Source organism: Amycolatopsis sp. MJM2582, assembly GCF_000754115.1.
Taxonomy (GTDB): Bacteria; Actinomycetota; Actinomycetes; order Mycobacteriales; family Pseudonocardiaceae; genus Amycolatopsis; species Amycolatopsis japonica.
Genome location: NZ_JPLW01000006.1, coordinates 23424 through 45102, shown reverse-complemented (window position 1 = coordinate 45102; position 21679 = coordinate 23424). Strand labels below are relative to the sequence as shown.

Below are 21679 nucleotides of genomic sequence, written 5' to 3'. Positions count from 1 at the left end.
GGCCCCCTTCCCTCGGCTCAGCCGAGGGAAGGGGGCCTTCACACGTGTCTGACGAACTAGTGCCCGGAGGTGATCTCCTTGCGCTCCTCCGAAGGCTCGCCACCGATGTCGTCGACCTTGCCGTTGCCGTGCCCGTTGGCCCGGGCACGCTCCAGCGCGATCGTCTCCTCGACCGGGTCCGGGGACCAGGTCGAACCGGCGACGGCGTGTCCGGCCGAGCCGAGCTTGTTCATCTTCTTCGGCACCGACGCGCCCTGGTACTCGAGCGGGATCGCGTGGCCGTGGTCGTCCACCGGGCCGAGCGGCTGGTGGATCTCGATGAACTCACCGTGCGGCAGGCGCTTGATGATGCCGGTCTCGACACCGTGCTCCAGCACCTCGCGGTCGGCCCGCTGGAGGCCGAGGCAGATCCGGTAGGTGATGTAGTAGGCGATCGGCGGCAGCAGCAGGACACCGATCCGGCCCGCCCACGTCGTCGCGTTCAGCGAGATGTCGAAGGCGAACGCGATGATGTCGTTGAAGCCCGACAGCATGATGACCGCGAAGAAGGTCAGGGCCATGATGCCCAGCGAGGTCCGGACCGGGACGTCGCGCGGACGCTGCAGCAGGTTGTGGTGCGCGGTGTCCTTGGACAGCTTGCGCTCGATCCAGGGATACATCACCAGCAACCCGATCAGCAGCGGCATCCCGACCGCGCCGGGGAAGAACACCGCCGGGACCGTGTAGTTCCCGAGATAGAGCTCCCACGCGGGCCAGATCCGCAGCATGCCGTCGGCCCAGGCCATGTACCAGTCAGGCTGCGAACCCGCCGAGACCTGCGCCGCGTTGTACGGGCCGATGTTCCAGATCGGGTTGATCTGGAAGAGACCCGACATCAGCGCGATGACGCCGGTGACCAGCGCGAAGAACGCACCGCCCTTGAGCGCGAAGACCGGCATGATGCGGACGCCGACGACGTTGGTCTCCTTGCGGCGCACGCCGGGGAACTGCGTGTGCTTCTGGTACCAGACCAGCGCCAGGTGCGCGGCCACCAGGCCGAGCATGATGCCCGGCAGCAGCAGGATGTGGATCGTGTACAGGCGCGGGATGATCTCGTTGCCGGGGAACTCCCCACCGAACAGCGCCCAGTGGATCCAGGTGCCCATGACCGGCACCGACAGCACGATGCCCGACAGGGTCGCGCGGATACCGGTACCGGAGAGCAGGTCGTCCGGGAGCGAGTAGCCGAAGAAGCCTTCGAACATGCCCAGGACCAGCAGCAGCGCGCCGATGACCCAGTTCGCCTCACGCGGGCGGCGGAACGCTCCGGTGAAGAAGATCCGGAACATGTGCACCATCATCGAAGCCACGAAGATCAGCGCGGCCCAGTGGTGCAGCTGGCGGACGAAGAGACCGCCCCGGACGTCGAACGAGATGTCGAGCGTGGTCGCGAAGGCCCGCGACATCTCGACGCCCTGCAGACCGGTGTAGCTGCCGTTGTAGACGACCTCCTCCATGGAGGGGTCGAAGAACAGCGTGAGATACACACCCGACAGCAACAGGATGATGAAGCTGTAGAGCGCGATCTCGCCGAGCAGGAACGACCAGTGCGTCGGGAACACCTTGTTGAGCTGGTGCCGCATGCCCTTGGCCAGGTGATACCGGTCGTCGGCCCACTTCGCACCAGCGCCCGCGGCCTTCTCGACCGGGTTCGTCCCCTTGGTCGGGGTGGTGAGTGAACTCATGACTTACGCTCCCAAAAGGCCGGTCCGACGGCCTCGTTGAAGTCTCCGCGCGCGATCAGGTAGCCCTCTTTGTCCACTGTAATCGGAAGCTGGGCCAACGGCCGCGTAGCCGGCCCGAAAATCGGCTTGGCGTAGTGGAGCGCGTCGAACTGCGACTGGTGGCAGGGGCAGAGGATGCGGTTGGTCCGCTGCTCGTACAGGGAGGTCGGGCAGCCCACGTGGCTGCAGATCTTCGTGTACGCGTAGTAGTCGCCGAAGTTGTAGTCCTCCTGGCCCTGACGCTTGACGACCTTGGCGGCGTCGGTCGGGCGGAGACGGATCAGCATGACCGGGTTGTCGACCCGCTTGAAGGCGGCCGACAGCGCGTGCTCGTCGTGCTCCTCGGACTTGCGGTACGGGAACACCGTCTCCATCGCGCCTGCGTCGAGGTCCTCGGCCTTGACCAGGGAGATCTCGTGCGGACGGCCGGTGTTGCGGCGCAGGTAGACGACCTCGTCCGGGAAGTTCTTCTTCCAGCCCGAGTGCCACAGCGAGTCGCGGTTCTCGGTGTCCTTCCACGGGTCCTTGATGAAGGACGCGACCGGCAGCGCCGCGACGGCGAGGCCGAGCACACCGGCACCGGCACCCGCGGACCGCTTGATCATCGAGCGGCGCGCGATGGTGCTGCGGCTACCCGAGTCGGCGAGCTGGGCGACGATGGTGGCCTTGTCGACCTCCTTGGAACCGCCGTCCCCGCGCTCCTGGACCGAGACCTCGGCCGGGATGAACTTCTTGGTGTAGAGGATCACACCGATACCGAGGCTGAGCACGGCCAGCCCGAGGGTGACCCCGAGCAGCGGCGTGTACAGCGTGTACTTGGTGTAGCCGGTCGTACCCGGCTCCTTGTACTCGAACCAGTGCGGCCACGCGATGAGGACCACGAACGCGAGGCCGGACAGCGCGGCCAGCACGAACCAGAGGGCGACAGCGCGCTCGGCGCGCTTCTCCGCCCGGGTCCCCTCGACCGGCCACGGCGTCGGGTACTCCACGATCTCGACCCCGTCGAGCGCGGTACCCAGCTTGACGAGCTGGTCGCGATCCATGTCCGCCAATTCCGCCTCTGTCGGCGGCTTCGGCCCTTCGGCGCTCATGCCTTCGATCCAATCCACAACGTCACGCCGATCAGCGCGGCGATCCCGACGATCCACGCGATCGCGCCCTCCGAAGCCGGGCCGAGTCCGCCGAGCGAGCTACCGCCGGGAGCGTTGTTCCCGTGGCTCACGGACTTCACGAACGCGATGATGTCCTTCTTCTCCTCCGGCGACAGCTGCCGGTCGGAGAACTTGGGCATGTTCTGCGGCCCGGTGAGCATCGCGGTGTAGATCTGCTCTTCCGTGGCCGGGTCCAGGTTCGGGGCGAACTTGCCCGAGGAGAGCGCGCCGCCGCGGCCGGTGAAGCCGTGGCAGGAGGCGCAGTTGAGGCGGAAGAGCTCGCTGCCGCGCGCGACGTCGTCGCCGCGCAGCGCGTCACCCTTCTCGGCGGGACGCTGCGCGCCGCCACCGTTGGCCTGGATGTAGGCGCCGAGGGCGTTGATCTCGGCCTCGGACAGCTTCGGCGGCTTCCGCTGCGCCTGGGCTTCCTGACGCACCGCGGGCATGCGGCCGGTGGAGGTCTGGAAGTACACGGCCGCGTCGCCGATGCCGATGAGGCTCGGGCCACGGTCGGTGACACCTTCGAGCTTCGGCCCGTGACATTCGATACACGTGTTGTTGTAGAGCTTCTCGCCCTCGCGCAGGAGGGCGGATTCGCCCTGCGCCTGCGCGGTCTGCGGCTCCGGGGCGAAAACGGCGTACAACCCGCCCACGCTGAGCAGCGCGATCCCGAGCGCCAGCGCGCCGGCGAACCGCCTGCGTGCCTTCGACCGCTTGCGGAAGCGGCGCTCCGTGTTGTTCTTGCTGGAGGTCATCTTGCGGCAACCCTTGCTGTCAGTTCAGGCCGATAGGTCGTGGTGGCGGCTTCGTTCACGGAAGGATGTAGATCACCGCGAACAGACCCACCCACACGATGTCGACGAAGTGCCAGTAGTACGACACGACGATCGCCGAGGTGGCCTGGGCCGGGGTGAACTTGCTCAGCTTGGTGCGGATGAGCAGGTACACGAACGCGATGAGCCCGCCGATGACGTGCAGGCCGTGGAACCCGGTCGCGAGGAAGAAGACCGTGCCGAACGGGCCGGACGGGATCGTCATCCCCTCTTCGATCAGGTGGAGGTACTCGTAACCCTGGCCGCCGACGAAGATCGCGCCCATGATCAACGTGATGATGTACCAGCGTCGAAGGCCGAAGACGTCGCCCTTTTCGGCGGCGAACACGCCGAACTGGCAGGTGAACGAGGACGCCACGAGGATCACCGTGAACGGGATCGCCAAGGCGACGTTCAACTCGAAGGGCTCACCGTGCAGCGGCGGCGGCCACTGGCCGGTCGCGTTCTGCGCCTTCACGGTGAAGAACATGGCGAACAGTCCGGCGAAGAACATCAGTTCGCTGGACAGCCACACGATGGTGCCGACACTGACCATGTTCGGCCGGTTCAGCGAGTGGACCCGCTGGCTGATGGTGGGAGCTGCCGTTGTCACGCGTCGCATTATGTCCTCTCACGCATGGCGCCCGCCGGGTGGGTCCACGGCGGGTCGCGTGCGTGTCGGGTCACATCTGAACGAAAGTGGGAACCGGGCTACTCATGGGTTTACTAGATCGGCTTCGTGACCTGGTCAGGAAGCCTTCCGCGCCCAGCCTGACGATCGACACGCCCGGCGTGGAGATCGTCGTGGAGGCGTTCGATCCGGCCGAGGCGGATTCTTCGGCGTTGGCGAGATCACCCGCTTGGGTCGCCGAAGCGCCCGCGATCCTGCGGCATCACTTGAAGCTGCCGCCCGAAAAGGTGGCGGAGGCGGCCTCGATCCTCGCCCAGGACGGCTGGGAGCTGCGAGAACAGGAATCCGACGGGGAGTTCGCCCTCGCGCACGCACTGCGCGTCCAGACCCTCGACGCACTGCACTGCGCGCAGGAACGGTCACGGATGGCGGGGCTCGCGCAACGGCTCGGCGGCGACTCCCTGGGCTGGGACGCGCTCCAGCCGTCGGGTGCGTCCACGTGATGTCGGTCATGGCGGATAACATCGCGGGGTCGACATGACTAGACGAGGCGGAGGCGCGCTCATGGGCGAGCAGGCGATGCGGATCCTGGTGTTCAGCCACAAGGCGGAGGTGCGCGAGGCGATCATCAACGCCGTCGGCCGCAGGCCCGCCGCCGACCTCGGCCGGGTGGACTACACCGAGGCGTCCGGCATCTCCGAGGTCCTCGTCGAGATGGACGCGGGCAACGTGGACCTGGCCATCCTCGACGGCGAGGCCCAGCCGACCGGGGGCATCGGGCTGACCCGTCAGCTGAAGAACGAGATCGAGGATTGCCCGCCGATCGTGGTGTCGGTGCGGCGCAAGGACGACCGCTGGCTCGCGACCTGGTCGCAGGCCGACGCGGTGCTGGTCCACCCGCTCGACCCGCTGACCGCCGCCGAGACCGTCGCCGACGTGCTGCGCGCCCGGCGGGTGCCGGCCGTGCACGGCTGAGCCGTGACCGCCAAGACCTGGCCGTCCCTGCTCAACCAGCTCATCGCGCGCGCGGATCTGTCCGAGCAGGACACCGCGTGGGCGATGGACCAGATCATGAGCGGGGCGGCGACGCCGTCCCAGATCGCCGGATTCGCCGTCGCGCTGCGCGCGAAGGGTGAGACACCGGCGGAGATCTCCGGTATGGCCGACGCCATGCTGGCGCACGCCAAACGGGTGACCATCGACCGGCCGTCGGTGGACATCGTCGGCACCGGCGGCGACCGGTCGAATTCGGTCAACATCTCCACCATGGCCACGGTGGTGACGGCCGCGGCGGGTGCCCCGGTGGCCAAGCACGGCAACCGGAGCGCGTCGTCGAAATCCGGCGCGGCGGACGTGCTGGAGGAGCTGGGCGTCACGATCGACCTGCCGCCGGAGACGGTCCAGCGCAGCGTGAACGAACTGGGCATCGGCTTCTGCTTCGCGCCGAAGTTCCACCCGGCCCTGCGCCACGCGGGCCCGACCCGCGGCGAGCTCGGCGTGCCGACGACGTTCAACCTGCTGGGTCCGCTGACCAACCCGGCGCAGCCGCGCAGTTCGCTGATCGGCTGCGCGTATCAGGACAAGACCCGGGTGCTGGCCGAGGTGTTCGCGCGGCGCGGCATGACCGTGCTGCTCGTGCGCGGCGACGACGGCCTGGACGAGCTCACCACCACGACCACGAGTTCGGTGTGGGTGATCTCCGGCGGCGAGATCACCGAGCGGAGCTTCGACCCCGCTTCGCTGGGCATCGCCAGGGCGACCGCGGACGACCTGCGCGGCGGGGACGCCGCCCACAACGCCGACGTGTTCCGCCAGGTGATGGCCGGGAAGACCGGGCCGGTGCGGGACGCGGTGCTGCTCAACTCGGCTGCCGCGCTGGCGGCTTTCGCCGGGTTCTCCGGATCGCTGGAAGACGATCTGGCGGCCGGGCTCGAACGGGCGGCGTCGGCCATCGATTCGGGCGCCGCCGCGGACCTGCTGAACCGGTGGATCGCCTTCGCCTGACGCGCGTTTCGTCCTCTGGATGCGGTAGTTGCGCGTGCAAGGACCGCATTCAGAGGACGAAACGCACCTATCACGAGGCGGTGCTGAAGCGCGCCCGGTAAGCCGTAGGCGTCAACCCCGTAGCCCGCCGAAGCTGCGTACGCAGGTTCGCAGCGGTCCCGAACCCCGAAGCCCGCGCCACCCGGTCCAGCCGCTGCTCCCCGCGCTCGATCAGCCGGCACGCCAGCGCGATCCGTTCCGTCGTGAGCCACGCCAGCGGCGTCGTCCCCAGTTCGGCGCGGAACCGCCGGTGCAGCGTCGCCTGGCTGGCCGCCGCCCGCGCGGCGAGGTCGGCGACGGTGAGCGGCCGGTCCAGCCGTTCACGCGCCCAGGCGAGCACCGGCGCCAGCGACGTGTCCGGCACCGGCGGCAGCGGACGTTCGACGAACTGCCGCTGCCCGCCGTCCCGATGCCCGGCGAACACGAGCCGCCTGCTCACCGCGTTCGCGATCTCGGCGCCGTGGTCACGACTGATCAGATGCAGCCCCAGATCGAGGGCGGCCGCGCTGCCCGCCGCGGTCAGGACGTCGCCGTCGTCGACGAAGAGCACGTCCGGCTCCAGCAGCACTTCGGGGAACAGCTCGCGAAACCGTCCGGCCCATTTCCAGTGCGTCGTCGCGCGGCGCCCATCCAGGACCCCGGCCCGCGCGAGGGTGAAGGCGCCCGTGCAGAAGCTCACCAGCCGGGCACCTCGCTCGGACGCGGCGCGAACGGCACTCAGCACCGACTCCCTGGCCGGGCTCTCCGGATCGGGCCGGTTGGGCACGATCACCGTGTCGGCGGTCTCCAGGGCTTCGAGCCCCGCGACCCCGGTGAGGGTGAACATGCCCAGGTGCATCCGCACGGACGGCTCGGCCGCGCACACCGTGAAGTCGTACCAAGGCCTGTCCAGCTCCGGCCGCCGCAGGCCGAAGAGCTCGGTCGCGACGCCCATTTCGAAGGGGTTGGAGCCCTCGTCGACCAGGATGGCGACCTTGTGCGAGGAATCATGCGACATATGCGATTCCTAGCACTCACTGCGCCGGCGGTCCAGTGACGAGGATCGGGGTATGAGCAAGCAGCCGATCGATCTGGAAACCGCCCTGGCCGGGTTCGACGAGATCTGGAGCCCCCGGATCGTCGCCCACGTCAACGACTACGACGTCCGTCTCGCCAAGGTCGCGGGCGAGCACGTCTGGCACGTCCACGAGAACACCGACGAGTTCTTCCTCGTTCTCGACGGCACTTTGGACATCGCGTTGCGGGAAGAGGGTGGCGAACGCGTCGTCACCCTGCCGCGCGGTTCGGTTTTCGTCGTCCCGCGCGGGACGTTCCACAAACCGTCCTCAGTGGACGGTGCGTCGCTGTTGCTGTTCGAGCCGACCGGCACGCTCTCCGTCGGCGACGAGCACGACGAGGTCCCCGACCATGTCCAAGTGACAGTTGGACAGGAAATCTCCTTCTAGCCGGTGGAAAACGTCCTGCGGTACGCGCTCGGGCTGGTCCCCCGCAGCTTGCCGAACTGATGCCTCAGCGCGGCGGCGGAGGCGTATCCGCAGGCGACCGCGATGTCCTCAATGGACAAACGGCCTTCTTCGAGCAGCGACTGCGCCCGGTCCAGACGGCGCTCGGTGAGCCATCGGTGCGGTGTCGTACCGGTGGCCGCCGAGAACCGGCGCAGGAACGTGCGCTCCCCCAGACCGCTGCGGCGGGCGAGTTCCGCGACGGTGAACGGCCGGTCCAACCGCCGCTCGATCCATTCGAGCGCTTCGGCGAGCACGGTGTCGTCCGGCGCGGCGGTCTCGGGCACCGGCGCCTGCACGAACTGGGCCTGCCCGCCGACCCGGTGCGGCGCCGCGACCATCCGCCTGGCCAGTGTCGTGGCCGCGGCGACACCGCGCAGCTCCCGCACCAGATGCAGGCACAGGTCGACGGCGGCCACGGTTCCCGCGCTGGTGAGAACGCCGCCGTCGTCGACGTACAACGCCTTCGGGTCGACCTTCGCCGTCGGGAAGCGCGACCGGAACTCCTGCTCGTAGACCCAATGGACGGTGCAGTTGCGCCCGTCCAGCAGCCCCGCGTAGCCGAGCGAGAAGACGCCCGCGCAGAAGCCCGCGACCCAGGCACCCCGGCTCGCCGCGTCGCGCAGGACCTCGAGCACCAGCTCCGGCGGGCTCGCGCTGCGGGGCGCGCAGGTCGGGACGATCAGCAGATCCGCGGACGCCGCGAAGTCCAGGCCCTGCAACCCATCGAGCCCGAAGCCGGACCAGCTCAGGACGTTCGCGCCGCCGGGCGAGCAGACCGCGAAGTCCCAGCCCTCGATGCCGTCGGCGCTGCGATCGGTGCCGAAGACCTCGCACGCGACGCCGAGTTCGAACGGCGAGACCTGATCGGCCAGCACCACCGCGACCTTCTTCACATCCATTCGGGCAGTGTGTCACAAGTTTTGCGGTCGATGTCATCTCTGACACTGGTTGACCGCGCACACGAGGGCGAAAGTGGTCGCCATGAACAAGAACAACCCCGTGTTGCAGTGGACGGCCGCGATGGCGCTGTCCGGCACGATCGGCGCCGTCGTCCTCGAAAGCGGCGCCGACGCCCCCGCCGTGGCGTTCGCGAGGAGCCTCGTCGGCGGCCTGCTGCTCCTGGTGTGGAGCGCGGCTCGCGGTTGGCTCCGTCCGTGGACGCTCAGCCGCCGCGACCTGCTGCTCGCGGTCCTCGGCGGCCTGTTCCTGGTCGGGAACTGGGTGCTGCTGTTCGCTTCGTACTCGCTTTCGTCGATCGGGGTCAGCACCGTCGTCTACCACACTCAACCGCTGATGCTGGTCGGTCTCGCCGCGGCGTTCCTCGGCGAGAAGATGGCGAGGAGCCAGCTGGTCCGGGCGCTGATCGCGTTCGGCGGGGTGACCCTCATCTCCCTGTCCGCGCACGGCGCCGACGGCAAACCCGTACGGCTGACGGGGATCGCGCTCGCCCTCGGCGCGGCCGCGCTCTACGCCGGCGCCTCGTTCGTCGCGAAGCAGCTCACGCACGTCCGCCCGCACGTCCTCGCGGCCGTACAGCTCGTGACCGGCACGATCGTGCTAGCACCCGCCCTGCTGGTCACGCCGCTGCCCACGGACACCTCAGGGCTGCTGTGGCTGGTCCTGCTGGGGACCGTGCACACCGCGCTGATGTACGTGCTCATGTACGCGAGCATCGGGAAGCTGCCGACCACGACGGTGGCGCTGCTGTCCTACGTCTATCCGGTGGTCGCGGTGGTCGTCGACGTCCTCGCCTACGGCCACCGGCCGACCTGGCCGGAAGGGGTGGGGATGCTGGCCGTCCTGGCGGCCGCGCTGGCCCCGAAGCGCACGCGAGCCCCTCGCCCCGAACCCCAGCCCGCCCGCGTTTAGTCCTCTGAATGCGAAAAGCGGCGCCCCGGTCCGGAGACCGAGGCGCCGCTTCCGGCGTCAGAACGTCACTCGTGGTTCGGACCGGTGTGGTACTCGAACACCAGCCCGCCGATGGCGATGATGACCAGGCCCAGCGCGATGATCAGCAGCCAGACGTGGAAGAACGCGAGCGCGACACCGGTCAGCGCGGCGGCCGCCGCGAGACCGATCGGCCAGTAGCTGCCCGGGCTGAAGAAGCCCAGCTCACCGGCACCGTCGCTGATCTCGGCGTCTTCCCGGTCCTCCGGCCGCGGCTCGATACGCCGCGCCACGAACTGCAGGTAGCTCCCGGCCAGGAAGGCCAGGCCACCGGTGAGGATCAGGGCCACCACACCGACCGGCTCGACGCCGTCCCGGGTCATCGTTCCGGTCATGTACGCGTAGATACCCGCGACGATGACGGAGAAGACCGCGACGAGGAAGAAAATCCGTCCTTCGACCTTCATGGACGTTGCCTCACTCCTGTTTCGGGCTCGAACAGCCGGGTCAGTTGGACGCGACCCGCGCGGTGCGGTCGGTGTTGAACGGGGTGGTGGTGACGGCGTAGGGCGAGCACAGTTCGCCGCAGTTCATCGCCGTCAGCGCCTCGGAAGCCGTGTTCGGCTTGCCGCTCTTCGGGTTCACGGTGCCGCGGAGCTGGATGTACTGCGCGTACTTGTCCGGCGAGAGCGCCCTGACCTCGAAGTTCATCCCCGAGTGGTAGGTGCCGCACAGTTCGGCGCAGCGGCCGACGAACGAACCTTCCTTGTCGATCGAGTTCTGGAAGGTGAAGTCCTGGTTGTTCTTCTCCGGATCCGGCATGACGTCCCGCTTGAAGTGGAACTCCGGCACCCAGAACGAGTGGATGACGTCGGCCGACCGCAGGTTGTACTGGATCGTCTTGTTCGTCGGCAGGACCAGCAGCGGGATCTCGGTCGAGCTGCCGACCGTGGTGATCTCGGGGTCCTCGTGGTTCTTGGAGTCGCTCTTGTACTTGAACTCCCAGTTCCACTGGAACGCGACGATGTCGACCGTGACGTCCGGGTTCTCCGTCTCGGCGAGCACGCGGTTCTCGGTGGTCGCGGTGAAGAAGAACAGCACGCAGACCATGATCGTCGGGACGACGACCGTGAAGATCTCCAGCGGGATGTTGTACTGGAACTGACGGGGCAGTTCCTCTTCCGCGCCGTCGGCGGTCTTCTTCTTGCGGTGGAAGATCGCGGTCCAGAAGATCAGCGCCCACACGATGACACCGACGGCCAGCGCGGCGATGACGGTCCACGTCCACAAGGTGCGCATGTCGTGCGCCTGCGGGGTCACCCCGACCGGCCAGCCGAAGCGGAGGATCTCGTCCCCGGAACAGCCCGTCGCGGTCAGCATCACCAGCGCGGCGAGCGCTGCGACGCGACCAGCCCGCTTAACTGGGGTGCGCTCTGGATTTCCCACTGCGCCTTGCCCTTTCACCCAGAGCCTCCTCGACCGATCTTCGTGACAGCCGGAGCCTAGCCGAGTTGCGGCGCCGCGCTGACTAAGGGGTAACCCCAACACGCGTATCCCCCACCACATCGGGGTGTACACACCCACCGGCATACTGGGCCCTTCTCCCCGCTCGGCCAACAAGAGGTGTGTGAACTAGACGTGTGCGGCCTGCTTGGACTGATCTGTTCGACCGAAGCCGACGCTGCGAGCGCCCGTGACGCCGTCGACGCGGCCATGCGCTGCCAGCGGCACCGCGGCCCCGACGAGCACGACACCTGGGCCGACGCCGAGGTGGTCTACGGCTTCAACCGGCTGGCCTTCATCGACGTCGACCACGCCCACCAGCCGCTGGTGTGGGGGCCGCCGGAGGCGCCGGAGCGCTACACGCTGAACTTCAACGGCGAGATCTACAACTACAAAGAGCTGCGTGACGAGCTGGCCGCCGAACACGGTGCGAAATTCGCCACAGAAGGCGACGGCGAGGCCATCGTCGCGGCGTACCACTACCTCGGCGACGAGGCGGTCAAGAAGCTGCGCGGCATGTTCGCCTTCCTGATCTGGGACTCGCAGGAGAAGGTCGTCTTCGGCGCGCGGGACCCGTTCGGCATCAAGCCGCTGTTCTACTCGGCGGGCCCCGGCAAGGTCGCCTTCTCCAGCGAGAAGAAGAGCCTGCTGGAGCTTTCGAGCGTGCTCGGCGTCCAGGACGAGCTGGACAGGACGGCCCTGCAGCACTACCTGGTGCTGCAGTACGTGCCGGAACCCGAGTCGATGCACACCGGTGTCCGCCGCGTCGAGTCCGGCACGTCGTTCCGGGTGGTCCCCGGCGGTGACGTCGAGTTCACGCGGTACTTCCACCCGACGTTCAACGCGAAGCCGGTGAACAGCCAGGCCGAGGCCGACGAGCTGTACGAGCGCATCGCCGATGTGATGCGCGACTCGGTCGGCAAGCACATGATCTCCGACCCGGACGTCACGGTCGGCGCGTTCCTCTCCGGCGGCATCGACTCCACGGCGACCGCGACGCTGGCCAAGGAGCACAACCCGAACCTGATCGCGTTCACCACCGGGTTCGAGCGCGAGGGCTACTCCGAGGTCGACGTCGCCGCCGAATCGGCCGCCGCGATCGGCGTGAAGCACGTGGTCCGCACGGTGTCGGCGGACGAGATGATGGAGGCGCTGCCGCTCATCGTCTGGTACCTCGACGACCCGGTGGCGGACCCGGCGCTCGTGCCGCTCTGGTTCATCGCGCGCGAAGCCCGCAAGCACGTCAAGGCGGTGCTGTCCGGCGAAGGCGCCGACGAGCTCTTCTGCGGCTACACGATCTACAACGAGCCGATCTCGCTGGCGCCGTTCGAGAAGATCCCCGGCGGGATGCGGAAGATCATCGGCAAGGTCTCCACGAAGATCCCGGAGGGCACCCGCGGCAAGGACCTGCTGCGGCGCGGAGCGCTGCCGCTGGAGGACCGCTACTACGGCAACGCGCGCAACTTCCGCGACGACCAGCTCCGCAAGGTGCTGCGCACGTACGAGGACGGGATCGGCTTCAAGGACGTCACCGCGCCTTGGTACAAGATCTCCGAGAACTGGGACCCGGTCGCGCGTATGCAGCACGTCGACCTCTACACCTGGCTGCGCGGCGACATCCTGGTCAAGGCCGACAAGGTGACCATGGCGAACTCGCTGGAACTGCGCGTGCCGTTCCTCGACGCCGAGGTGTTCAAGGTCGCCTCGACCATCCCGCTCGACCAGAAGCTCGCGCACGGCACCACGAAGTACGCGCTGCGCCAGGCACTGGCGAAGATCATCCCCGGCCACGTGCTGAACCGGCGCAAGCTGGGCTTCCCGGTGCCGATCCGGCTGTGGCTGCGCAACGAGATGTACGACTGGGCCAAGGGCATCATCTCGGACTCGCAGACCGACGCGCTGCTCGACAAGAAGGCCGTCCTGGCGCTGCTCGAAGAGCACAAGGCCGGACAGCTCGACCGCAGCCGTCAGCTGTGGGCGCTGCTGGTGTTCATGCTGTGGCACGGCATCTTCGTCGAGAACCGCATCAAGCCCGAGGTGCCGGAACCCGTCTACCCGGTGAAACTCTAGTCACGACTCGTGACGCCGGCCTTCACCGTTCACCCGGTGGAGGCCAGCATGGAGCGATGGACTTCGTCCTCGTGCACGGCACGACGCAGAGCCCGGCGGGCTGGGACAGGGTGGCGAAGCTGCTCACCGCCGCCGGGCACCGCACGATCGCGGTGGATCTGCTGACCCCGCGGGAACTGCCGGTCGAGGGCTACGCGCAGCACGCGCGAGACCAGTACGACGGCGAGCGGCCGGTGGTCGTGGCGCATTCCGGCGCGGGAGTCCTGCTGCCCGCCATCGCCGAAGCCCTCGACGCGCGGGCGCTGGTGTGGGTCGCCGCCTACATCCCCGATTTCGCCGGTGGACGGAGCCTGCGGGACGAGGCGCGGGACGTGCTCGCACCGGACTGGATCGGCGTGGACCCGACGGCGGATCCCGAGAAGGCGTCGGAATTCCTCTTCCACGACTGCGATCCCGAAACCGAACGGCCGGCGCTCGAGAGCCTGCGGCTGTTCAACCCGGCGGTGCTCGCGGCGCATCCCGCCGGGGCGGCGCCGGAGATCCCGTCGACGGTGATCGTCCCCGCCCGCGACCGCACCCTCCGGCCGGACTGGCTGCGGCGGGCCGCCCGGGAACGGCTCGGGGTCACCGCGATCGAGATCGACGCGGGGCACTGCCCGCACCTGTCCCGGCCCGCCGAGATCTGCGGGATCCTGACCGGATCACGGCGATAGCCGCTTCAGGGACTCGGTGAGCCAAGCGTCGTACCAGGCCGCGAAGGTCGGCGTCGGCCCCAGGTCGATCACCTCGCCTGGGACAGGAGGGCCCGAGCGTGCGGCGTGGGCGGTCATCCAGCCCCACTCGTCCATGTCCCACAGCGAGCCCGCCAGTTCGCCGGTGGTGACCAGCATCGTGAAACCGCTGCAGCCCTGTTCGCTGATGGCGACACAACCGGGCAGGTCGGACCTCACCTCGATGCCCTTGAACCAGTCACCTTGGGGATCGCGCATCCAGTCACGCCACTCCTGGTGAACCCGGCGAGCGTCTGCCGCGGTGAACGGGAATTCTTCGGCCGGCTTCAGGTCTTCGGCCCACTCTCGCAGCCCGGCCATGTCCAGCAGGCCGTGATAGGGCCCGGCACCGGCGCCGACCCGGCACAGAAAGTCGTGATAATCGGCCGGGAACTCGACGCCGAGATCGGCCTCGGCTGCCGCGACCTCGGCTTCGTCCTGCGGTTGGCTGCGATACAGGTGTGAATGGGCGCCGAAGATCACGAACTTGTCGTCGTACCGGCGCAGGTGGTGAAGAGACTCCGGAAGGTCTTCCTCCGTCTCTCGCAGTCGCGCGAGTTTCGCCGCGAGGGCATCGGTGTTCACCGGCGCATTCTGCTGGAGGCGGGGCAGACCAGGCGAACCCTTAAAGCCGAAGGGGCCCTTCCCCGCATCTCACGCGGTGAAGGGCCCCTTCGCTGCATCACATGAGGGGAAAGTCCCCTTCAGCTCACACCGGCAGGATCGCCGCGATCTCCTCGGCGGACTCCGGCCCGAAGGCCTCCTTGAGCCGCCCCAGGACGTCGGCGCGGTCGAAGGACCACTCTTGCGTGCCCACGGTCTCCAGCACCAGCACGGCGATCAGCGAACCCAGCTGCGCCGAACGCTCCAGGCTGAGCCCGCCGTCGATACCCGCGATGAACCCGGCGCGGAAGCCGTCGCCGACGCCGGTCGGGTCGACCTTGCCGCGTTCCGGGACGGCGCCGATCTGCAGCGCGAGGCCGTCCTTGCCGATGATCTCGACGCCCTTCTCCCCGAGCGTCGTGATCCGCATGCCGACGCGGTCGAGGACCTCGGCCTCGGTCCAGCCGGTCTTCTGCAGCAGCAGTTCCCATTCGTAGTCGTTGCTGAACAGGTACTTCGCGCCCTCGACGAAGGCGCGCACCTGCGCGCCGTCCATCCGGGCCAGCTGCTGCGAGGGGTCGACGGCGAAGGTGTAGCCGCGCTGACGGCATTCCTCGGCGTGGCGGACCATGCCTTCGGGGTCGTCCGGGCTGATCAGCACGAGCGACAGTTCACCCGCGTGCGCGGCGACCGGCGCCAGCTCGATGTTGCGGGATTCGGCCATCGCGCCCGCGTAGAAGGTCGCGATCTGGCAGAGGTCCTCGTCGGTGGTGCAGACGAACCGGGCGGTGTGCGCGACCTCGGACACCAGCACCCCGGCCGTGTCGACGCCGTGCCGCTCGAGCCACGAACGGTAGTCGGCGAAGTCGGAGCCCACCGCGCCGACCAGGATCGGGCTCTTGCCCAGCACCCCGAGACCGAAGGCGATGTTCGCGCCGATCCCGCCCCGCCGCACGACGAGATCGTCCGCCAGGAAGCTCAGGGACACCCGGTGCAGCTGCTCGGCGATGAGCTGCTCGGCGAACCTGCCCGGGAAGTGCATGAGATGGTCGGTTGCGATACTGCCGGATACCGCGATCCTGGCGCTGGCTGCCACCGGTTCTCCTTGTTCGGTCGGCCCCGCGGGAGCGAGGACGGCTAAGTTACCCGCAGGTCATGCCCCATACGGGTTGCTTCAGGCACGGCCGTCAACACTACCGGTTGGTAGTGGTGTCCGACTCCACCATGAGTCATTAGCTTGTCGTTCGTGACCACTTCCGCGTATCACCTCGAACCGGAATCGATCGGCGAACTCATCGCCGACTGTGCCGGTATCCCGTCGTCCCTCCAGGCCGAGAACATGCCCCTGCCCCGGGAGAGCGCTCCGCCCTGGACCGTGGACGAGCGTTGTCTCGCCCAGGTCGCCGATCTGGACGCCTACGTCTGATCCGCTCCGGGCATGAAGAAGGGCCGCGACCTGGGTGAGGTTCGCGGCCCTTCTTCATGCCTCGACGCGGATCAGTGGAAGCTGTCGCCGCAGGCGCAGCTGCCGGTCGCGTTGGGGTTGTCGATCGTGAAGCCCTGCTTCTCGATCGAGTCGACGAAGTCGATCACGGCGCTCGACACGTACGGCGCGCTCATCCGGTCGACGGCCACACGGAGGCCGTCGAAGTCACGGAACAGGTCGCCGTCGAGCGTGCGCTCGTCGAAGAACAGCTGGTAGCGCAGGCCGGCGCACCCACCGGGCTGGACGGCGATGCGCAGGTGCATGTCGTCGCGGCCCTCCTGCTCGAGCAGGGCCTTCGCCTTGCTGGCGGCGGCGTCGGTCAAGGTGACGCCGTGCGTCTCCTCGGCGGTTTCGGCCTGAGCTGCGGCTGCCTGCTCAGCGGTCGTCATGGTTCTCCCTCTGGTCGAACTCGCTGCGGGTACTCGTCTTGCACATGGTCCAACACGTCGGAGTCCCGATCTGTTCCCCTCCATGGTGACATATCGCTCGGCCTGGTGCGTGGCACCGTGACGCCTGCAACTACCCTGGTGAGGTGAGGTTCCTGCGCCGTAGCACCACAGACTCCGCCACGACGGACACCGAGACGCCCGACACCCAGGCCGTCGAGGTCCAGGCCAAGGCGTATACGCCGGGCAAGGGCAAGGCCACGCCCAAGCGTCGTGAGGCCGAAGCCAAGCGCCGCGGCCCGGTGGCGCCCCCGCCGACCACCATGCGGGAGGCGATGAAGCGCAACAAGGAGCTCCGCAAGTCCGCGAAGGCCGACCCGGAGTACAAGCAGAAGCAGCGCAACGCCGCCAAGGAACGCCGCGAGCGGATGATGGCGGGCGAGGACAAATACCTGCTCCCCCGCGACCGCGGCCCCGTCAAGGCGTACATCCGCGACCTGGTCGACTCGCGGCGCAACCTGCTCGGCCTGTTCATGCCGCTGGCGATCCTGGTGTTCGTCGCGCTGATCCTGCCGTACCCCGAGGTCCAGCGGTACGCGACGCTGCTGTGCACCGTGATGCTGCTCGGCATGATCGTCGAAGGTTTCCTCAGCGGGCGCCGGATCGCGAAGATGGTCCGCCTGAAGTTCCCGAACGAGACGATCAAGGGCACCTCAGTCGGCTGGTACTCCTTCATCCGGGCGAGCCAGATCCGCAAGCTGCGGGTCCCCAAGCCGCGGGTGAGCCCCGGCGACAAGGTCTGAGAACAGGCGAAACCCAGGTCGTTAGCGACGCTAACGGCCTGGGGTAGAGTCGCGCCCATGGAGTTTCGACGACTGGGCCGCAGCGGCCTCAATGTCAGTGAGATCTCGTACGGCAACTGGCTCACCCACGGGTCCCAGGTGGAAGAGGACCAGGCCCAGGCCTGCATCAAGGCGGCGCTCGACGTCGGCATCACCACCTTCGACACCGCCGATGTCTACGCGAACACGGCCGCCGAATCGGTACTCGGCCGCGGCCTGAAGGGCCTGCGCCGCGAAAGCCTGGAGATCTTCACCAAGGTCTACTGGCCCACCGGCCCCAAGGGCCCGAACGACCAGGGCCTCGGCCGCAAGCACATCATGGAGTCGGCGAACGCTTCGCTGAAGCGACTCGGCACCGACTACGTCGACCTCTACCAGGCACACCGGTTCGACCGGACCGTCCCGCTCGAAGAGACGTTCCTCGCCTTCGCCGACCTCGTCCGCCAGGGCAAGGTGCTCTACGTCGGCGTCTCCGAGTGGACCGCCGAGCAGATCACCCAGGGCGCGGCGATCGCGCGCGAGCTCAACGTGCCCCTCATCTCGAACCAGCCGCAGTACAACGCGCTGTGGCGGGTCATCGAGGCGCAGGTCGTCCCGGCCTCCGAGCGTGAGGGCCTCAGCCAGATCGTCTGGTCGCCGATCGCGCAGGGCGTGCTCACCGGCAAGTACAAGCCCGGTCAGCCGCTGCCCGAGGGCTCCCGCGCGACCGACGAGAAGGGCGGCGCCAACATGGTCGCCCGTTTCCTCAACGACGACGTCCTCGAGCGCGTGCAGCGGCTCGAGCCCATCGCGGAGAAGGCGGGCCTGACGATGGCCCAGCTGGCCGTGGCGTGGGTGCTGCAGAACCCGAACGTCGCTTCGGCGATCATCGGCGCCTCGCGGCCGGAGCAGGTGCACGAGAACGTGAAGGCGGCCGGCGTGAAGCTGGACGCGGATCTGCTCGCCGCGATCGACGAGGCCCTCGACGGCGTCACCGAGACCGACCCGACGCTGACCCGCTCCCCCTGATCCCCAAGAACGCAGTTAGTCGGCTAAATGCGGACGCTTTTCCCGCATTCAGCCGACTAACTGCGACACACGTCAGTCGCCGTGCACGCGGGACTGGTACGCGATCTGACCGTCGAGGTCGAGCGCGTCGCCGGGCGCGCGCAAGGGATCGATTCCCAAGCCCCGCAACAACCTGCTCGCGCCGGCGACCCGGTCACCGGTCCGGCCGTCGAGCCGCACCGGTGCGTGGCCCCGCTGGATGAGCAGGCCCTCGACGTCGTCGATCAGCCGGTACGGGTCGTAGACCTGCTGTTCAGGCATGACCACCACCGGGAATCCAGGTGTTCCCGGTGATCCTTTCGTAGACCTCGGTGTAGCGCTTGCGGGTCGCCTCGACGATCTCGGCCGGGATGGCGGGTCCGGGCGGCGTCTTGTCCCAGCCGGTCGTGGTGGACCAGTCACGGACGAACTGCTTGTCGAACGCGTGCTGCGTCCGGCCCGGCTCGTACTCGTCGGCGGGCCAGAACCGCGACGAGTCCGACGTGAGGACCTCGTCCCCGAGGGTCAGCACGCCGTCGGCGTCGAAACCGAATTCGATCTTGGTGTCGGCGATGATGATGCCGTTCTTCGCCGCGTGCTCCGCCCCCTTGGTATAGACCTCGAGCGTCAGATCGCGGATGCGGTCCGCGGTCTCCTGGCCGATCTCGTTCACGACGTCGGCGAAGGTCATGAACTCGTCGTGTCCGGTGTCGGAGATCTTCGTCGTGGGCGTGAAGATCGGCTCGGGCAGCTTGTCCGCCTCGACCAGACCGGCGGGCAGCTCGACCCCGGAAACCTTGCCGTCGCGCTGGTATTCGCGCATGCCGAGACCGGTGAGGTAGCCGCGCGCGATGCACTCGACCTGGATCATCTTCAGCGGCTTGCAGCGCATGGCGCGGCCGGCGAATTCGGCGGGCACGTCGGTCGTGGAGACGACGTGGTTCGGCACCACGTCGGCCATCTTTTCGAACCACCAGGCGGAAAGCTGGTTCAGCAGTGCGCCCTTGTCCGGGATCGGGGTCGGCAGCGAGACGTCGTAGACCGAAACGCGATCCGACGCGACGAGCAGAATGTCGCCGTCGATTTCGTAAAGGTCCCGGACCTTACCCGCGTGAATGTGCTTCATGCCCCGTCCTCGATGTTGTATTCGTAGAAAATCCAGTGGTCCGGCAAGGCCGCCGATTCGCCGTACTCGAGTACGTCACCCTCGGCGGACAAGAACCTGTTGCGACTCAACAGAATCGCCGAACCTTCGGCCACGCCGAGTTCCGCCGCCTCCTCGGCACCCGCCAGCCCCGCGGCGTGCTGAGAATGAGTCGCGGTCAGTACCCGGCCCGTCCGGTCCGCCACGTATTTGACCGTGCCTTCGACGATCCGCACCGGCTCGAACAGCAAAGGCGCCTTCGACGCGACAGCTCCGTCGAACCACGAAACTGACGTCGACACCGGCCTGCCTTCGGCCGCGTACGTGGTCCTTCGCCGCCGGATCACCGGAGCACCTTCATCGATTCCGAGCGCGCCGGCCACCCTGTCCGGTGCCGGCAGGAGGCCCGCTTCGCGGATTTTCGCGTAGTGGCCCGGTGGATAGACCTTGCCGGTTCGCGCGATCGAGATCGTCCGATCGTGCGCGGACCGATGCAGCGCCCTGGTCTGCACCACTGTCCCGATCCCGCGTACCGCGCGGACCAGACCTTCGGCGCGAAGTGTCGAAAGCACCTTCATCGCCGTCGCCATCGCGACGTTCCAGTTCCTCGCGATCTCGCGCGCGGACGGAACCGCGTCGCCTTCCTTGAGCCTGCCCGAAACGATGTCGTCGCGAATGTTCCCCGCGATCTGGAGATACGGCGGTTCGGGTCGATCGACGGCGGGCAAGGTGACTCCTCACAAGGTCGCGCGGTGCGCACAAGCGTTCTAGCACACCAATGGGCGAGCACCAAGGATCCTGCTCACACCCCATTATTACGTACTAGTACACATTCTGGACGGTGCTCTAGTACACCTGTTACTCTCCGAGAAGTTCCCGAAACCCGTTGGGGGGCTCGATGAACCATCTGAGCATCGACGAACTGCTCGAAGAGCTTCGAAGACGCCGGTGGGTCGTCTACATCTTCGGCCCCCGGGAGGAACCGGAGGTCTGCGCCGCGGTGTTCCAGTGGGACACCTGCGCCGACGTCCTCATCCTCCGCGGGGAAGAACGGGCGAGCGCCTTCCGCGTCACCACGGTCGCCGACACCGACGTCTTCCGGCCCGCGCTCGTGTCCTGGCAGTACCACTCGACGGCCGACTGGACCCTGCGCGCCGTGCTCACCATTCCGCCGCCCGGCGACACCGCCGCGCCGATCCAGCTGCTGCAACCACATCCGGACTGCGTAATCCCGATGGAGGCACGACGGCCGGTCACCGTCCTGCCCGCCATACCGACCAAGGCCGACCAGGGAGATCCCTAACCTCGGCCGATCACCTGCTCGGCGACAACGAGGTCGTGCGGGTAGGTGATCTTGAGGTTCTCCGCGCTGCCCGGAACCCACCGCACCGGCAGCGCGGAGAACCTTTCCATGCACGAAGACGTGTCCGTGCCGACGAAACCCTCACGCTCGGCCGTTTCGTACGCTTCGAGCAACGGGGCGGCGCGGAAACCCTGTGGTGTCTGCACCCTGATCGCTCCGGGCAGCGCGCCGGAAACGGTGTCGCCGTCGACGCGCACGATGTCGTCCGCCGCGACACCGGGCACCGCTCCCCCGTGGCGCCGCGTGCCGTCGAGGACGTCCGCGATCAGTTCCGGAGTCACGAGCGGGCGGGCCGCGTCGTGCAGCAGTACCGCGTCGATCTCACCGCTCTCGATGCGGGAAGCCATGTGGCGCAAGGCGTTCAGCTCCGAACCCTGCCGGGTCGCGCCGCCGTGGACAAGCTCGACCTCGCCCGGATGCGCGGCGAGCACCTCGTGCGCGAGTTCGGTGTCCTGCGGCCGGATGACCAGCACGAGCACGTCGATTCCGGGCACGCGCGCGAAGGCGTCGAGCGACCACGCGACGACCCGTTTGCCCGCCACCGGCAGATAGACCTTGTTGAGCTTGGCGCCGACCCGGGTACCCGCTCCGCTCGCGAGCACCACCCCGGCGGCCTTCGTCTGAGCCACAGGCAACTCTGGCACAGCCGGGTGGGTAGGTTGGGCCCGGCCACCAAAGCGATCCGAAGGGGCAG

The 21679-nt window shown here is 68.0% G+C and carries 26 protein-coding genes; 11 read left to right on the top strand and 15 right to left on the bottom strand.

Annotated features, from left to right (window positions below; genetic code table 11):
- Positions 1 to 56 precede the first annotated feature (56 nt).
- From ED92_RS31440 to ED92_RS31425, 4 genes are read right to left on the bottom strand one after another with little or no spacing between them, the layout of a single operon-like run.
- Positions 57 to 1724 (bottom strand): cytochrome bc complex cytochrome b subunit, encoded by a 1668-nt coding sequence (locus ED92_RS31440; protein ID WP_037344747.1) that lies wholly within the window; start codon positions 1722 to 1724, stop codon positions 57 to 59.
- Complete coding sequence (locus tag ED92_RS31435) at positions 1721 to 2854, bottom strand: ubiquinol-cytochrome c reductase iron-sulfur subunit (RefSeq protein ID WP_037344746.1); 1134 nt, start codon at positions 2852 to 2854, stop codon at positions 1721 to 1723. The genes ED92_RS31440 and ED92_RS31435 overlap by 4 nt, the downstream gene beginning before the upstream one ends.
- Positions 2851 to 3669 carry a c-type cytochrome gene (locus ED92_RS31430; protein WP_037344744.1) on the bottom strand — a complete coding sequence of 273 codons (819 nt, stop codon included), beginning with the start codon at positions 3667 to 3669 and terminating at the stop codon, positions 2851 to 2853. Before ED92_RS31430 ends, ED92_RS31435 begins: the two co-directional genes overlap by 4 nt.
- Before the next feature lie 55 nt (positions 3670 to 3724).
- A complete protein-coding gene (locus ED92_RS31425; protein WP_081975967.1) occupies positions 3725 to 4348 on the bottom strand; it encodes a heme-copper oxidase subunit III in 624 nt (207 codons plus the stop codon).
- A gap of 95 nt (positions 4349 to 4443) precedes the next feature.
- Here ED92_RS31425 and ED92_RS31420 point away from each other — a divergent pair, with 95 nt between their 5' ends.
- From ED92_RS31420 to trpD, 3 genes are all read left to right on the top strand, one after another.
- Positions 4444 to 4860, top strand: coding sequence for a hypothetical protein (locus ED92_RS31420; RefSeq protein ID WP_037344739.1), 417 nt, complete (start codon positions 4444 to 4446; stop codon positions 4858 to 4860).
- A 61-nt stretch (positions 4861 to 4921) separates the two neighbouring features.
- The gene (locus ED92_RS31415; protein ID WP_016336048.1) at positions 4922 to 5332 is read left to right on the top strand and encodes a hypothetical protein; all 411 of its coding nucleotides are present in this window, start codon (positions 4922 to 4924) and stop codon (positions 5330 to 5332) included.
- Positions 5333 to 5335: 3 nt separating this feature from the next.
- The gene (gene trpD / locus ED92_RS31410; RefSeq protein WP_037344737.1) at positions 5336 to 6361 is read left to right on the top strand and encodes an anthranilate phosphoribosyltransferase; all 1026 of its coding nucleotides are present in this window, start codon (positions 5336 to 5338) and stop codon (positions 6359 to 6361) included.
- 70 nt (positions 6362 to 6431) lie between these two features.
- Here the strand turns inward: trpD and ED92_RS31405 are convergent, their stop codons facing one another.
- Complete coding sequence (locus ED92_RS31405; RefSeq protein WP_037344735.1) at positions 6432 to 7397, bottom strand: helix-turn-helix domain-containing protein; 966 nt, start codon at positions 7395 to 7397, stop codon at positions 6432 to 6434.
- A gap of 52 nt (positions 7398 to 7449) precedes the next feature.
- Between ED92_RS31405 and ED92_RS31400 the strand changes: the two genes are divergently transcribed.
- Entirely contained in the window at positions 7450 to 7845 is a 396-nt protein-coding gene (locus tag ED92_RS31400) for a cupin domain-containing protein (protein ID WP_037344733.1), read from the top strand.
- On the opposite strand, the gene ED92_RS31395 is transcribed toward ED92_RS31400, so the two are convergent.
- Entirely contained in the window at positions 7842 to 8804 is a 963-nt protein-coding gene (locus ED92_RS31395) for a GlxA family transcriptional regulator (protein WP_037344732.1), read from the bottom strand. The two genes, ED92_RS31400 and ED92_RS31395, sit on opposite strands and share 4 nt — an antisense overlap.
- Positions 8805 to 8886: 82 nt before the next feature.
- On the opposite strand from ED92_RS31395, the gene ED92_RS31390 reads away from it, so the two are divergent.
- Complete coding sequence (locus ED92_RS31390; protein WP_037345666.1) at positions 8887 to 9774, top strand: DMT family transporter; 888 nt, start codon at positions 8887 to 8889, stop codon at positions 9772 to 9774.
- Between the two features lie 65 nt (positions 9775 to 9839).
- On the opposite strand, the gene ED92_RS31385 is transcribed toward ED92_RS31390, so the two are convergent.
- Both ED92_RS31385 and ED92_RS31380 read right to left on the bottom strand, forming a co-directional pair.
- Positions 9840 to 10259 carry a cytochrome c oxidase subunit 4 gene (locus ED92_RS31385; protein ID WP_037344731.1) on the bottom strand — a complete coding sequence of 140 codons (420 nt, stop codon included), beginning with the start codon at positions 10257 to 10259 and terminating at the stop codon, positions 9840 to 9842.
- A 40-nt stretch (positions 10260 to 10299) separates the two neighbouring features.
- On the bottom strand, positions 10300 to 11238 hold the full coding sequence (locus ED92_RS31380; protein WP_034321399.1) for a cytochrome c oxidase subunit II: 939 nt from the start codon (positions 11236 to 11238) through the stop codon (positions 10300 to 10302).
- Positions 11239 to 11430: 192 nt separating this feature from the next.
- Between ED92_RS31380 and asnB the strand changes: the two genes are divergently transcribed.
- Entirely contained in the window at positions 11431 to 13365 is a 1935-nt protein-coding gene (gene asnB / locus ED92_RS31375; RefSeq protein WP_037344724.1) for an asparagine synthase (glutamine-hydrolyzing), read from the top strand.
- Between the two features lie 56 nt (positions 13366 to 13421).
- On the top strand, positions 13422 to 14078 hold the full coding sequence (locus ED92_RS31370; RefSeq protein WP_037344722.1) for an alpha/beta fold hydrolase: 657 nt from the start codon (positions 13422 to 13424) through the stop codon (positions 14076 to 14078).
- Here the strand turns inward: ED92_RS31370 and ED92_RS31365 are convergent.
- Both ED92_RS31365 and ED92_RS31360 read right to left on the bottom strand, forming a co-directional pair.
- A complete protein-coding gene (locus ED92_RS31365; RefSeq protein ID WP_037344720.1) occupies positions 14067 to 14720 on the bottom strand; it encodes an SMI1/KNR4 family protein in 654 nt (217 codons plus the stop codon). The two genes, ED92_RS31370 and ED92_RS31365, sit on opposite strands and share 12 nt — an antisense overlap.
- Positions 14721 to 14844: 124 nt before the next feature.
- Positions 14845 to 15834: a carbohydrate kinase family protein gene (locus ED92_RS31360; RefSeq protein ID WP_152611062.1), complete on the bottom strand. Its 990-nt coding sequence runs from the start codon at positions 15832 to 15834 to the stop codon at positions 14845 to 14847.
- A gap of 141 nt (positions 15835 to 15975) precedes the next feature.
- On the opposite strand from ED92_RS31360, the gene ED92_RS31355 reads away from it, so the two are divergent.
- Positions 15976 to 16164, top strand: a complete 189-nt coding sequence (locus tag ED92_RS31355) for a hypothetical protein (protein WP_016336059.1) — start codon at positions 15976 to 15978, stop codon at positions 16162 to 16164.
- Between the two features lie 71 nt (positions 16165 to 16235).
- Here ED92_RS31355 and ED92_RS31350 read toward each other — a convergent pair whose 3' ends face one another.
- Positions 16236 to 16613, bottom strand: coding sequence for an iron-sulfur cluster assembly accessory protein (locus tag ED92_RS31350; protein ID WP_016336060.1), 378 nt, complete (start codon positions 16611 to 16613; stop codon positions 16236 to 16238).
- 143 nt (positions 16614 to 16756) lie between these two features.
- Here ED92_RS31350 and ED92_RS31345 point away from each other — a divergent pair, with 143 nt between their 5' ends.
- Positions 16757 to 17413 (top strand): DUF3043 domain-containing protein, encoded by a 657-nt coding sequence (locus tag ED92_RS31345; protein WP_016336061.1) that lies wholly within the window; start codon positions 16757 to 16759, stop codon positions 17411 to 17413.
- A 57-nt stretch (positions 17414 to 17470) separates the two neighbouring features.
- Positions 17471 to 18460, top strand: a complete 990-nt coding sequence (locus tag ED92_RS31340) for an aldo/keto reductase family protein (protein ID WP_037344716.1) — start codon at positions 17471 to 17473, stop codon at positions 18458 to 18460.
- Between the two features lie 72 nt (positions 18461 to 18532).
- On the opposite strand, the gene ED92_RS31335 is transcribed toward ED92_RS31340, so the two are convergent.
- The 3 genes from ED92_RS31335 to ED92_RS31325 are packed head-to-tail and all read right to left on the bottom strand — an operon-like array spanning position 18533 to position 20350.
- A complete protein-coding gene (locus ED92_RS31335) occupies positions 18533 to 18760 on the bottom strand; it encodes a hypothetical protein (RefSeq protein WP_016336063.1) in 228 nt (75 codons plus the stop codon).
- A complete protein-coding gene (locus ED92_RS31330) occupies positions 18753 to 19604 on the bottom strand; it encodes a phosphoribosylaminoimidazolesuccinocarboxamide synthase (RefSeq protein WP_037344713.1) in 852 nt (283 codons plus the stop codon). The genes ED92_RS31335 and ED92_RS31330 overlap by 8 nt, the downstream gene beginning before the upstream one ends.
- A complete protein-coding gene (locus ED92_RS31325) occupies positions 19601 to 20350 on the bottom strand; it encodes a GntR family transcriptional regulator (protein ID WP_037344711.1) in 750 nt (249 codons plus the stop codon). The genes ED92_RS31330 and ED92_RS31325 overlap by 4 nt, the downstream gene beginning before the upstream one ends.
- Positions 20351 to 20520: 170 nt before the next feature.
- Here ED92_RS31325 and ED92_RS31320 point away from each other — a divergent pair, with 170 nt between their 5' ends.
- The gene (locus ED92_RS31320; RefSeq protein WP_037344708.1) at positions 20521 to 20925 is read left to right on the top strand and encodes a hypothetical protein; all 405 of its coding nucleotides are present in this window, start codon (positions 20521 to 20523) and stop codon (positions 20923 to 20925) included.
- Here ED92_RS31320 and ED92_RS31315 read toward each other — a convergent pair.
- On the bottom strand, positions 20922 to 21590 hold the full coding sequence (locus tag ED92_RS31315) for a 2-C-methyl-D-erythritol 4-phosphate cytidylyltransferase (RefSeq protein ID WP_037344706.1): 669 nt from the start codon (positions 21588 to 21590) through the stop codon (positions 20922 to 20924). The genes ED92_RS31320 and ED92_RS31315 overlap by 4 nt on opposite strands.
- Between the last annotated feature and the right edge of the window lie 89 nt (positions 21591 to 21679).

What these genes read in the sequence shown, in the direction of transcription:
- ED92_RS31395 (WP_037344732.1), bottom strand. Translation starts at nt 8,804, where the DNA reads ATGGATGTGAAGAAGGTCGCGGTGGTGCTGGCCGATCAGGTCTCGCCG.
- ED92_RS31440 (WP_037344747.1), bottom strand. Translation starts at nt 1,724, where the DNA reads ATGAGTTCACTCACCACCCCGACCAAGGGGACGAACCCGGTCGAGAAG.
- ED92_RS31425 (WP_081975967.1), bottom strand. Translation starts at nt 4,348, where the DNA reads ATGCGACGCGTGACAACGGCAGCTCCCACCATCAGCCAGCGGGTCCAC.
- ED92_RS31435 (WP_037344746.1), bottom strand. Translation starts at nt 2,854, where the DNA reads ATGAGCGCCGAAGGGCCGAAGCCGCCGACAGAGGCGGAATTGGCGGAC.
- ED92_RS31430 (WP_037344744.1), bottom strand. Translation starts at nt 3,669, where the DNA reads ATGACCTCCAGCAAGAACAACACGGAGCGCCGCTTCCGCAAGCGGTCG.
- ED92_RS31405 (WP_037344735.1), bottom strand. Translation starts at nt 7,397, where the DNA reads ATGTCGCATGATTCCTCGCACAAGGTCGCCATCCTGGTCGACGAGGGC.
- ED92_RS31420 (WP_037344739.1), top strand. Translation starts at nt 4,444, where the DNA reads ATGGGTTTACTAGATCGGCTTCGTGACCTGGTCAGGAAGCCTTCCGCG.
- ED92_RS31390 (WP_037345666.1), top strand. Translation starts at nt 8,887, where the DNA reads ATGAACAAGAACAACCCCGTGTTGCAGTGGACGGCCGCGATGGCGCTG.
- ED92_RS31415 (WP_016336048.1), top strand. Translation starts at nt 4,922, where the DNA reads ATGGGCGAGCAGGCGATGCGGATCCTGGTGTTCAGCCACAAGGCGGAG.
- ED92_RS31320 (WP_037344708.1), top strand. Translation starts at nt 20,521, where the DNA reads ATGAACCATCTGAGCATCGACGAACTGCTCGAAGAGCTTCGAAGACGC.
- ED92_RS31400 (WP_037344733.1), top strand. Translation starts at nt 7,450, where the DNA reads ATGAGCAAGCAGCCGATCGATCTGGAAACCGCCCTGGCCGGGTTCGAC.
- ED92_RS31330 (WP_037344713.1), bottom strand. Translation starts at nt 19,604, where the DNA reads ATGAAGCACATTCACGCGGGTAAGGTCCGGGACCTTTACGAAATCGAC.
- ED92_RS31370 (WP_037344722.1), top strand. Translation starts at nt 13,422, where the DNA reads ATGGACTTCGTCCTCGTGCACGGCACGACGCAGAGCCCGGCGGGCTGG.
- ED92_RS31385 (WP_037344731.1), bottom strand. Translation starts at nt 10,259, where the DNA reads ATGAAGGTCGAAGGACGGATTTTCTTCCTCGTCGCGGTCTTCTCCGTC.
- ED92_RS31335 (WP_016336063.1), bottom strand. Translation starts at nt 18,760, where the DNA reads ATGCCTGAACAGCAGGTCTACGACCCGTACCGGCTGATCGACGACGTC.
- ED92_RS31340 (WP_037344716.1), top strand. Translation starts at nt 17,471, where the DNA reads ATGGAGTTTCGACGACTGGGCCGCAGCGGCCTCAATGTCAGTGAGATC.
- ED92_RS31350 (WP_016336060.1), bottom strand. Translation starts at nt 16,613, where the DNA reads ATGACGACCGCTGAGCAGGCAGCCGCAGCTCAGGCCGAAACCGCCGAG.